This is a genomic window from Desulfotomaculum defluvii, assembly GCF_054657375.1.
In genome coordinates this window covers 12,650-23,989 of sequence record NZ_BAAHYV010000007.1, presented here as the reverse complement: position 1 = coordinate 23,989, position 11,340 = coordinate 12,650, and the positions used below count along the sequence as shown (strand labels likewise).

Annotated in this window: 12 protein-coding genes; 2 read left to right on the top strand and 10 right to left on the bottom strand. The window is 41.1% G+C overall.

Annotated features, from left to right (window positions below):
• Nucleotides 1–174 precede the first annotated feature (174 nt).
• The 5 genes from rsfS to ACYQ03_RS07140 form a co-directional block, all read right to left on the bottom strand.
• Nucleotides 175–531, bottom strand: coding sequence for a ribosome silencing factor (gene rsfS, locus ACYQ03_RS07160; RefSeq protein WP_459908810.1), 357 nt, complete (start codon nt 529–531; stop codon nt 175–177).
• Between the two features lie 46 nt (nt 532–577).
• A complete protein-coding gene (yqeK, locus tag ACYQ03_RS07155) occupies nt 578–1,159 on the bottom strand; it encodes a bis(5'-nucleosyl)-tetraphosphatase (symmetrical) YqeK (protein ID WP_459908809.1) in 582 nt (193 codons plus the stop codon).
• A 175-nt stretch (nt 1,160–1,334) separates the two neighbouring features.
• Nucleotides 1,335–1,592, bottom strand: coding sequence for an RNA recognition motif domain-containing protein (locus tag ACYQ03_RS07150; RefSeq protein ID WP_459908808.1), 258 nt, complete (start codon nt 1,590–1,592; stop codon nt 1,335–1,337).
• Nucleotides 1,593–1,720: 128 nt separating this feature from the next.
• Nucleotides 1,721–2,344, bottom strand: a complete 624-nt coding sequence (nadD, locus tag ACYQ03_RS07145; protein WP_459908806.1) for a nicotinate-nucleotide adenylyltransferase — start codon at nt 2,342–2,344, stop codon at nt 1,721–1,723.
• Nucleotides 2,345–2,360: 16 nt separating this feature from the next.
• Nucleotides 2,361–2,852, bottom strand: coding sequence for an HIT family protein (locus ACYQ03_RS07140; RefSeq protein WP_459908804.1), 492 nt, complete (start codon nt 2,850–2,852; stop codon nt 2,361–2,363).
• A gap of 177 nt (nt 2,853–3,029) precedes the next feature.
• Here ACYQ03_RS07140 and ACYQ03_RS07135 point away from each other — a divergent pair, with 177 nt between their 5' ends.
• Together ACYQ03_RS07135 and ACYQ03_RS07130 are read left to right on the top strand one after the other, a co-directional pair.
• A complete protein-coding gene (locus tag ACYQ03_RS07135) occupies nt 3,030–4,016 on the top strand; it encodes a sodium:calcium antiporter (protein ID WP_459908803.1) in 987 nt (328 codons plus the stop codon).
• A gap of 177 nt (nt 4,017–4,193) precedes the next feature.
• Entirely contained in the window at nt 4,194–5,162 is a 969-nt protein-coding gene (locus ACYQ03_RS07130; protein ID WP_459908802.1) for a bile acid:sodium symporter family protein, read from the top strand.
• An 87-nt stretch (nt 5,163–5,249) separates the two neighbouring features.
• On the opposite strand, the gene ACYQ03_RS07125 is transcribed toward ACYQ03_RS07130, so the two are convergent.
• The 5 genes from ACYQ03_RS07125 to ACYQ03_RS07105 all read right to left on the bottom strand — a co-directional run bounded on the left by ACYQ03_RS07125 (nt 5,250) and on the right by ACYQ03_RS07105 (nt 11,272).
• On the bottom strand, nt 5,250–6,677 hold the full coding sequence (locus tag ACYQ03_RS07125; protein ID WP_459908800.1) for a TrkH family potassium uptake protein: 1,428 nt from the start codon (nt 6,675–6,677) through the stop codon (nt 5,250–5,252).
• Nucleotides 6,678–6,974: 297 nt separating this feature from the next.
• Nucleotides 6,975–8,636: a dihydroxy-acid dehydratase gene (gene ilvD, locus ACYQ03_RS07120; RefSeq protein ID WP_459908799.1), complete on the bottom strand. Its 1,662-nt coding sequence runs from the start codon at nt 8,634–8,636 to the stop codon at nt 6,975–6,977.
• A gap of 26 nt (nt 8,637–8,662) precedes the next feature.
• On the bottom strand, nt 8,663–9,703 hold the full coding sequence (locus ACYQ03_RS07115) for a C-terminal binding protein (RefSeq protein ID WP_459908797.1): 1,041 nt from the start codon (nt 9,701–9,703) through the stop codon (nt 8,663–8,665).
• Nucleotides 9,681–10,322: a bifunctional 4-hydroxy-2-oxoglutarate aldolase/2-dehydro-3-deoxy-phosphogluconate aldolase gene (locus ACYQ03_RS07110; protein WP_459908796.1), complete on the bottom strand. Its 642-nt coding sequence runs from the start codon at nt 10,320–10,322 to the stop codon at nt 9,681–9,683. Before ACYQ03_RS07110 ends, ACYQ03_RS07115 begins: the two co-directional genes overlap by 23 nt.
• A complete protein-coding gene (locus ACYQ03_RS07105; protein WP_459908794.1) occupies nt 10,322–11,272 on the bottom strand; it encodes a sugar kinase in 951 nt (316 codons plus the stop codon). The genes ACYQ03_RS07110 and ACYQ03_RS07105 overlap by 1 nt, the downstream gene beginning before the upstream one ends.
• Nucleotides 11,273–11,340 lie beyond the last annotated feature (68 nt).

The following is an 11,340-nucleotide window of genomic DNA, read 5'->3' as shown; positions in this document are numbered from 1 at the left end:
AAATTTTACCACGATTAGTGCTATATTTCAACAATCTGAAAGAAGCTAAGAGAAACCTCTCCAAATTTGGAGAGGTTTCTTTTAGCTGCAGCTTTTTAGCTATTAGCCTTTAGCTGTTAGCCGTGTTTTTCATCTTTAACAAATGACTAATAGCTAATGACTAACAGCTAATAACTACCCCTTAAGACTCATTTCCACCACGCTGGCATCTCCCCAAAGTCTTTCTAGGTTATAGAAACCTCTTTCCATCTCTTGAAAGATGTGAACCACTACATCACCATAATCCAACAAGATCCAGCTACCTTCTCTAAAACCTTCCACCCGCAAGGGTTTGATTCCTGCATCCTTTAACTTTTCTACTATATACTCTGATATAGATTGGACCTGGGTACTGGAACGACCTGTACATATTAAAAAGTAATCGCAAATGATGGAGATGCTACTGATGTCTAATACTTTAATATCCACGGCTTTTTTATCATCCGCTGCTTGATGGGCTATATCTACAATTTCCTTTGGACTAAGTGTCAAAAAGATCCCTCCCCTAGAACGATTATGTTTATTATATCCTATTCCACTATTTTCTAAAGGAACCTTGGTCAACTAAAATTGAATTTCTTGCTTTTACACTAGTAGGGTGCAACAAACAACCTAGTTTTAATGTATAACGAATACTTTCATCAAAACAGCTGAGCAAAGCAGCGTCTAAATCTTTATTGGCCTGACGTCTTATTTCATCAACACCTGCATGTCGTCGATTTGGCTCTATTTTATCAGCCACAAAAATAATTTTATCCAGTTGACTCATATATTCAGAACCTACAGTGTGCAACGCAATAGCGTTTAAAATTTCTGGTTCCGTAATACCATACTCCTCTCTGGCCATTACAGCAGCCACCGGACCATGCAGCAACAGCGGCATAGCGAAACCGTACTCACTGACAGCTAAATTGAACTTTTTAGCCCGCTGCAGCATTTCATTGTCATCAAAGTCCCGGGCAATATCATGTAGTAAACCCGCAATCCTAGCTTTAAAGGGATCTGATCCATACTTTTTGGCCAGCTTTTCAGCAGTATCGGCAACACCTACAGAATGCCGAAAGCGTTTTTCTGGCATAATGAGACTAAGATTTTCCATAAGGAATTCCTCAGTAATCATGGTAACCCTCCAATATCTTTTTATTTTATATAACGTGATTGATAATTTACAAAAATTAGCTATTAACCATTAGCTTTTGGCTAACAGCTAATGACTAATGACTTGACCCCGAATTCCCTCCCTTAAGCTTATTGAAAAAACCTCCGATCCCTGTGGAATGGAGGTTTTATTATTACTAGACCTGACCAGCTTCGCGGCTTTTTGCCTCGTTTACAGTGATAACCCGACCACCCAGATCAGTTCCGTTCAGAGCCGCTACCATTTTTTCAGCATCAGCATCATTTACCTCAACGAAACCAAAACCTCGGGAACGACCGGTTTCTCGGTCTGTAATAACCCTACTACTGAGAACTTCGCCATACTGTTCAAATGCTCTGGTTAGATCTTCTGCTTTGGTAGCCCAAGGTAAGTTTCCAACGTATAAAGTTGCCACATAAGTCACCTCTTTCAATGGTTCTGTAAGTACTTGCTGCCGTTGAAAGTATTATTTGCACTAGCCCAAGACTAAATGCAGTTAGGAAATACAAAGATATTTCCATTTAAGGTAAAGAAAACTTTTGCTTAACTAGATACATAGATATTATTTTTATAGATGTTATTTTTATAAATATATTTTTCAACTGATTCCGGTAATAGATATTTAAAACTTCTCCCTTCCCTAACCCTTCTTCGAATATCACTGGAAGAAATAGATAATGCTGGTACCTCCAGGGGCAAGATCTTTTTTATGAATGGATCGGGTAATGACTTAAGGGTTTCTTTCAAGTTATTAAGGTCATATCCTGGTCGAGTGGCAGCAATAAAGTTCGTCATACTCAATAGTTTTTCGACATCCTTCCAAGTCAATATTTCCAAAACCGCATCTGCTCCGGTAATAAAATAAATTTTATCAACCTGAAAGGATCTTCTTAGTTGGTCTACGGTATCAACTGTATATGAAAATCCTTGTCTATCAACCTCTATGGTAGATACTTCAAAATACGGGTTGCTGGATGTTGCTAAGCGGGTCATATTTACCCGGTGCTGTGCATCTGATATAGTTTGATTCCTTTTATGCGGTGGTTTACCTGCAGGTATAAAAACAACTTTATCTAAGTGAAACCTTTGTCTTACTTCCTCGGCAACCACCAAATGTCCGTAATGAATAGGGTCAAAGGTTCCTCCCATAAGACAAATATCCGGCATTTAGATGTTCCTTTCGCTATTCATTCTTTAATGCTGCTATGGCTCCGGTTATTTTTTCGTAGGTTCGCTGCAATCCCTCTGAGATAACTCGTGTATCACCAACAACTGCCATAAAATTGGCATCCCCCTCCCAGCGGGGAACAATATGCACATGGAGATGACCAGGTATACCCGCACCAGCGACCTTACCTAGATTGATACCGATATTAAAACCGTGTGGATTGCCAAAGGCCCGCCGTAGAGCTTGAACCATAAATTGGGTCATTTTATTTAATTCCAGTAATTCATCATCCGTAAGCTCTGTAATATCCCCAACATGTCTATGGGGGGCAATTAAAAGGTGTCCATTATTATAGGGGTATAAATTCATAATAACAAAGGTCTTATCCCCTCGATAAATAACAAGATTTTCTTCATCTTGATCTGAATTTAATTTTTCACAAAAAATACACCCCGTTTGGGGTTTGCCAATGTAAATAGATCGCCACGGAGCCCATAAATTTTCCATTTTGAAATCATCTCCTGTATTCTCTCTTTAAGAACATATTTTCTTTATTATTGACTAAAACCCTTCTAATACAATATGATTGTCCTGTATGAATAGATTTTTATTTGCATTGCTGTTTCCACTTTGCGTAGAGACTTATTAAAAATATTTTAAATATAGAAAGGATCCGAGAATTCCATGACTTATCTTCTTTTAGTTGCAAGCCTAGGTATTATCTTACTAAGTGCAGAGATCTTTACCAATGGCGTGGAGTGGTTGGGAAAAAAAATGAATTTATCTGAAGGAGCTGTGGGTAGTGTTCTGGCAGCAGTGGGCACAGCTTTGCCAGAAACTATGATCCCAGTAATCGCCATTTTATTTGGTTCCGGTGATATGGCCAAGGAAGTCGGTATCGGTGCTATCTTAGGTGCACCCTTTATGCTGTCAACCTTAGCCCTAGCTATCACTGGTATCGCGGCCATGATCTGGAAGGTCAAAGGCAAAAGCCGGGAAAGTATGTTTATTGATCGGCATGTAATGACCCGGGATTTGAAGTTTTTCTTAATCGTTTACAGTGTGGCTGTACTGTCAGGTATCTTTAGTAATGGTTTTAAACCACTGGTGGCAGTATTCCTAGTTTTAGCCTACGGTTACTATGTATACAAAACCCTTGGCTGCGAGGGCGGTGAATGTGAAGCATTAAATCCTTTGTATCTAGCCAAGAAAAATCCAGATCCTGCCACACCTATTGTGGTACTACAGGTAGCTTTGGCCTTGGTTGGTATTGTCATTGGGGCTCATTTGTTTGTCCAAGAAATTGAAGTTGTGGCTTCCATTTGGGGTATTCCTGCCTTTATTTTATCGTTAATTATTGCTCCCATTGCCACAGAGCTGCCAGAAAAATTCAACAGTGTGATCTGGGTTCGACAGGGAAAAGATACCCTAGCCCTGGGAAATATTACTGGTGCCATGGTATTTCAAAGTTCTATTATTCCAGCAATTGGTATTATCTTAACTCCATGGGAATTATCCCAATTAGGGATTATCTGTGCCATCTTGGCTATAGCCGCTGCTGGAACAGTCTTTATTCTCCTTAAGCTGAAGGGCGAAATCAAACCCTTGACATTGGCCTTTAATAGCATATTTTACTTGATCTTTGTTGGAGCAGTTATTGCCATATACTAGAAATATTATAAAGCTAAAAGGTTCGGGACAAGGGTCTCGAACCTTTTAGCTTTATGTAATCTATTTGCCTGGCCTTATAATTAAAAAATCTTTCTTATGCAAACTTCTTTGGTTCAAATGCGATTCAGAAGTGTTATTATTAAATTGAATTAAAACAATAAAGGGATGATTAAGACAATGCTATCTTTTTTCAGTTATTGGAACCGCTGGCTCGGACAACATATGTTTTATGTGGTGTTATCCGCTTTATTTTTTGGTTTTATAACTCCCGTAGAAACCACAAAGTTTTGGAGTTTAGTAGCAACTCTATCTTTTACCTATATGACCTTTGTCTCATCCCTAGAAACTAGTTTGAAGGATTTTTTTCGCACCCTATCGAGTCCCTGGATAAATATTTGGATGTTGGTATTAATTCACGGTATAATGCCGTTAATCGCTTTTTTAATCGGACTAGTTTTTTATCCTGGTAATGATTTTTTGCGATTAGGATTTTTAATTGGGGCCTCCATTCCTATCGGAGTTACGTCCCTTATTTGGTCATCCATGCTAGGTGGAGATGTTCCTTTATCAACCGTTGCTGTGACCTTAGATACACTGATTAGTCCAATTTTATTACCAGCATTTATTGCCATTGTAGCCGGAAAATCCATTCAAATTGATTCTGTACAGTTATTGGTAGGGCTTTTATGGATGATTACCATACCCAGTCTGCTTGGTATGGTAGTCCATGACTTTACCAAGGGAGCCCTTGACAAGTATGCAAAATCACTCGGCGGCTTTTTCTCAAAGATAGCTATATTTTTCGTAGTTTTCATTAATGCCAGTGCCATTGCGCCGGAAATAAAGTGGGATCATGAAATAATTAAATTATTAATGGTAATCTTAATCATTTCAATTAGTGGTTACGCTCTTGGGTTTATTGGTTCCTTTATTCTCAAGGGTCATCAAAGGGATAGAATGGTCACTATGATTTATGGTGTGGGCATGAGAAATAATAGCCTAGGACTAATTCTAGCCTTAGCTTATTTTCCTCCTGCCGTGGCTATGCCAGTAACTCTTTCTATGCTTTATCAGCAACCATTGGCAGCATTGATAGCACGTTTGCTAACCCCAAAGCAGGGGGCTGAGCATAAAACAAGTTGTTAAGCTTTGGGGTATAGCTATTAGCCGTTAGCCTTTAGCTTTTAGCTTTCTTTAAACTAATGGCTAATAGCTAATGACTAACGGCTACTTTCATTTCCAAGATTTTAAATTTAGTACTACCAGAACAGTAAATAACTCTAAACGTCCTATAAACATGCAAAAGGTCAATACTAGCTTGGCTGCCGCTGGTAGGTTAATAAAAACTTCAGGTGAGGTAGCCACTCCCAAACAGCTTATGGAGGCTGCTACCACTGAAGTGGCAGTGGTTACATCAACACCCATGGCCACTAAGAGACCAATTGCCAAACCCATACTCATCATAAAGAGAATAAAGAAATTTTGTACCGTTTGTACAACTTCGGGCTGAATTACAGTTTTTCCTAATCTGACAGGTATTACAGCCTGTGGATGGGTTAATCTGGCCAATTGATTTGAGAGGGATTTAAAGATAATAATCATTCGAATAACCTTTAAACCACAGGCTGTTGACCCTGAACTCCCCCCTATAAACATAAGTAGCACTAGAAGATATTGACTAAAATCTGGCCATTGGTACAAATCTGTGGCCATATAACCAGTACTACTTATTATTGATACCACGTGGAACAATGCCCGTCGAAAGGCTTCATTTATACCATAGCCTAGGCCATTGACTAAATTAATGGTTATGAAACAAATGACAACTGCAATGATACTTAAATATACTTTAGTTTCGGGATCTTTAAAAAATGCTAGGAGATTACCCCTCAACAAACTAAAGTGTATCGTAAAGTTAATCCCACAAAGGATCATAAAAAAACAAATTATCAATTCTATCGGAAGGCTATCGTAATATGCAATACCATTATTTTTAGAAGAAAATCCACCTGTCCCTACGGTGCCAAAGGTATGAATGAAAGAATCAAACCAGGGCATACCAGCCAATTTTAACAGTAATATCTGGGCTAGGGTAAAAATCAGATAAACCTTATAGAGTTCTCTAGCAGTTTGGGCAACCTTAGGTAAAACCTTGCTTTTTGTGGGGCCAGGTACTTCTGCTTTAAACATTCTAAAACCCGCAACATTTAATGAGGGCATAAGTGCAAGGGTTAACACAATGATACCCATGCCACCCAACCAATTGGTAAAACTCCGCCAAAAGAGTATTCCCTGGGGCAAAGATTCTACATCTACTAACACCGTGGCACCTGTAGTTGTAAAGCCAGAAATTGACTCAAATAGTGCATCCACCAGACGTGGTGTAGTACCACTTAGATAGAATGGTATGGCCCCAAAGATGGATAATATGAACCAGGCTAAAGTTGCAACAATAAATCCTTCTTTATAGCCAACCTGCTTAGTACGTGGTTTAATCACAAACAATGCTAACCCAGCCATTGACGTTATTGCAATACTAGCCAGGAAGGCAGACGTATCACTGCCCTGTTCAGCCAATGAAAATCCAAGGGAGGGTAGCATCCCCACTGCTTCACAGCATAACACAACACCTAAAGCTCTTGAAATGAGCTTAATATTCATAATTACAATCCCCCGGGGTAACCTTAAACCCTATTGTTCTTCCTCTCATACTATACACCTTTAGAGGTTTCTACAATATGTTTTCCATTACAAAATTATTTAGTTTCAAATTTATGCTTATTCGCTGGGTTTGGTTTTTCCAAAAAGCCCATGGCTCATGGACTACGGCTATTCTAATGCTGCTAGCTGATGGTATTTTCATATTCGGGATTATCTCTAATTGCTACATCTAGAATTGGTTATAAAAGTAAAAAACCTGTCATCTTTCGACAACAGGTTTTTACCCGAGTCCAGTCATTATGCTTTTATTATAGCACCTTTATCAGCAGATTCTGTAATGCGCGCGTATAAAGCAAGATAACCACGGGATACCCTGGGAACTGGTGCTTGCCAATCTTTCTTCCGTATTGCCAACTCCTCAGAGGAAATTTCAATATTGAGCTGGCGATTGGGTATATCAATATCAATTAAATCTCCCTCACGAACCAATGCCAGCGGGCCACCTTCCATTGCCTCAGGTGAAATATGACCAACAAAACAACCATTGTTCGAACCAGAGAAGCGTCCATCCGTTATTAAAGCTACTTTCTTAGCTAACCCCATACCAACTAATAGCTTCATCGGCTTAAACATTTCTGGCATGCCGGGACCTCCTTTGGGTCCTTCATAACGGATGACAACAACATCACCAGGTTGAATCTTACCTGTTTCAATGGCTCCAATGGCTAGCTGCTCACTATCAAAAACTCTGGCCGGCCCACGAAATTTTAATAGTTCAGAAGCTATGGCAGCGGGTTTAGTTACTGCACCGTTGGGAGCCAAATTGCCCTTAATAACTGCCAGACCACCATTTTCATGGAAGGGGTTAGCCATGGTTTTAATAACCCGAGGGTCCTTAATAGCAGCACTCTGTATATTTTCGAAAACTGTTTTGCCAGTTACTGTTATACAATCTGTATTTAGTAATGACACCAGTTCCTTCATCACTGCTGGTACTCCACCGGCAGTATGAAAATCTGCCAGATCATATTCGGTGGCTGGCATAATACCTGCTATATGGGGTGTTCCTTGACTTAACCCATGAAACCATTCCAGATCATAATCTACATTTGCTTCATAGGCAATGGCCGGTATATGTAAAGCCACATTAGTTGACCCTCCAATGGCGGAACTAACACGAACAGCATTGGCTAAAGAATCTTTGGTGATAATTTGACCGGCAGTAATCCCCCGCTTTATTAGATCTACAATTACACGTCCACTTTGTTGGGCAGACCTAAACCTACCAGCATCCACAGCCGGGATGGTAGAACTACCCGGTAAGGCCATACCCATTGCTTCTGCTAGACAGCACATGGTATTAGCTGTACCTAACATGGCGCAGGAACCAGGTCCGGGGCAGGCACAGTTTTCCAACTCCTTGTACTCTGCCTCAGTCATTTCTCCCGCCTTTAGGGCACCCAAACTTTCCTGCACGATGGAGCTGTCAGTATCTCTGCCTTTAAAATGACCAGGCATCATTGGCCCACCATTGACAAAAATAGCGGGTAAGTCTAATCTGGCAGCAGCCATAAGCATACCTGGCACAATCTTATCACAAGAACCTAATAAAACCATCCCATCGAACCGGTGAGCCTGAATCATCATCTCAATATCGTTAGCAATTAAATCACGGGTAGGTAAGATATACCGCATACCTTCATGCCCTTGGGCAATTCCATCACAGGCAGCGATGGTACCAAACTCCACAGGCGTTCCACCTGCTTCACGGATACCTGCTTTAACGGCTTCGCTTACTTCTCGTAAGTTATAATGTCCAGGAACCACGTTATTCCAGGAGTTGACCACTGCAACCAGCGGCTTATCCAAATCCTCATCGGTATAGCCCATTGACTTATAGAGGGAACGGTTTAAGGCCCAGTCGGGGAAATGAAGTATTTCTTTACTGCGGTGATACAATGTCACAACCCCCTAAAAATTCAATTTTATGAACGCTCCTTTAGATTTACCTTTTCCTTGACAGCCTTGTTTACGAGATTTCTGGGGTAGTAACCTTGCAGTACTTCAGCCACCCCCTGGGCCGCTTTAGTTTGTAAATCTGTACCTGCTTCTTCGGAGTACCAGGCCACATGGGGATTCAGGATAACATTATCCATTTTTAATAGGGGACTGTCTGAACGTACAGGCTCAATCTCAATAACATCTAGACCAGCCCCAGCAATCCAACCTTCTTGCAAAGCATTAACCAGTGCTTCCTCATGGATGACAGGTCCCCGTCCAGTGTTAATGATAAAGGCTGATTTTTTCATCATTTTAAATTCCTTTTCACTAATCAGATGTTCAGTTTCAGCATTTAAGGGGGCATGCACGGAAATAAAGTCTGAAGTCTGCAGTAACTCTTCCAGACTTACTTTTTTAACGCCAAATTCAATTGCTACGGCATCTGGAATATAGGGGTCAAATACCAACAGATTCAAGCCAAAGGCTTGGGCCTTTTTGGCCAGGGTTTGAGCAATTCTACCAAAGCTAATTAAGCCTAGGTTTTTACCCCGTAGGCGGTAGATAGGTACAGATACCTTATAGTCCCAATTTCCATTTTTAACTTCATTGTTCATTAAAACAACTTTACGTGCACAAGCCAAAAGGAGAGCCATGGCATGGTCGGAAACTTCATCCATGCAGTAGTCAGGTACGTTCACCACACAAATACCCTTCTCTGTAGCAGCATCTAGGTCCACTGTGTTAATTCCCACACCATAACGTCCAATAACTTTACACCTGTCCAAGGCTTGAATGACCCGTGGTGTCAGTTGAGCATACTGATTCAACAAGCCATCTGCATCTTTACAAGCTTCTATCAATTCTTCCTCTGTTTTACATTGTGCAGGGACTAGGGTTACCCCTATTTGAGCTAACACTTCTTCCTCATATTTAAGAGTTGAATATTCGTAGTCGGTTACCACAACTTTTAGTTTTGACATTTCAATCACCTCTGATAAGATATTATTTTTCTGATCTGGCAGCACGCACAGCTTCCACCAAATGACCAGCCTTTTCTGTAATATAACTCCAATTACCTTCTTCAATTACTTGACGGGAAACCAATGATCCTCCAACACCAATGGCCTTACAACCAGCCTTAATAAAATCGGCCGCATTATTTTCGTTAATCCCGCCAGTGGCCATCAGAGGAATGTGACCCAATGGCCCACGGATATCTTTAATATACTTTGGTCCCAGGGTACTGGCAGGAAATACTTTTACCATATCCGCCCCAAGTTCATAAGCTCGAACAATTTCAGTAGGGCTCATGGCTCCTGGGGCAACGGGTTTGCCGTAACGCTTGGCCACGGTTATAACAGCTGGATGTAGGCTGGGTGAAACTATAAACTGAGCACCAGCAAGAATTGCCAGACGGGCTGTTTCACCATCCAGTACCGTGCCTGCCCCTACTAAAAATGTTTCACCCATCTCTGTCGAAACCTTTCTAATGGCCTCTAGGGCCCCTGGTGTTTCCAGTGTTATTTCAATGGTATCAATTCCACCAGCTTGCAAGGCTTTAGCCAGTAAAAGGATGGTTTCTGGCTGGCTACCCCGAACAACTGGAATAACGCCAACTTTCGATAATCTAGCTAATTGAGTCATTACCGATCTATCCCTTCTTTTTCTCCCTTGAAGACAGCCACTTCCTCCATGGTAGGTAGACCTTCAACATCGCCAATAACTGTGGTAGCGAGAGCCCCCACTGCATTGGCCAGTTTTACGGACTCTTCCATGGTGTATCCTTTCAACAATCCTGCTATAAAGCCCGCTGCAAAACCATCCCCTGCACCAATGGGATCAACCACCTTTGCAACGGGATAACCTGGGACTAGTTGATTTTCTGTGGGTGTTGCATAATAAGCTCCCTTTTTACCAAGTTTAACAACAACCTTCTGGACTCCTAAATCCAAAAAACCAGCAGCAATTTTTGCCGCCTCAGTCTCCCCTAAAAGTATTTCGCCTTCACTGACACCCGGTAAAATAATATCTGCTTGGGCTGCCAATTCCATAATCACTTGGCGTGCCCGTTCTTTATCCCATAACTTCAGGCGGATATTCGGATCTAAACAAATGGTTACACCCTGCTTTTTTGCAATTGCTACAGCCTCTTGGATAGTCTGGTAGCAGGATTCGCTAAGGGCTGGGGTAATACCGCTAATGTGTAGAATTTTTGCAGAACCGATATAGTCAGCATCCAGGTCTTCCGGCGAAAGACAGCTAGCGGCTGAACCTTTGCGGTAATAATAAACCTTACTTTCTCCATACTCCCGCCGCTCCTTAAAGTACAACCCCGTAGGAGCCTTAGTATCAAATTTTACCTGGGATATATCCACACCTTCACCCTGGATAAAGGAAAGTATATATTTACCAAATTCATCATTGCCCAGTCTGCTAATCCACCCGGCACTATGACCCAAGCGAACCACACCGATAGCAAAATTAGATTCTGCCCCGCCAATCTGCTTTGTAAACTGACTAATATATTTCAAAGGTCCTGAACTTTCGGGGTTCATTAAAACCATTGTTTCACCTAGAGTTACTACCTCTGGCATAAGATTTCACCTACCACTTTTTATAAATGTGCCAAATTTCTATTCTATTAATCAGACATGACCATCAG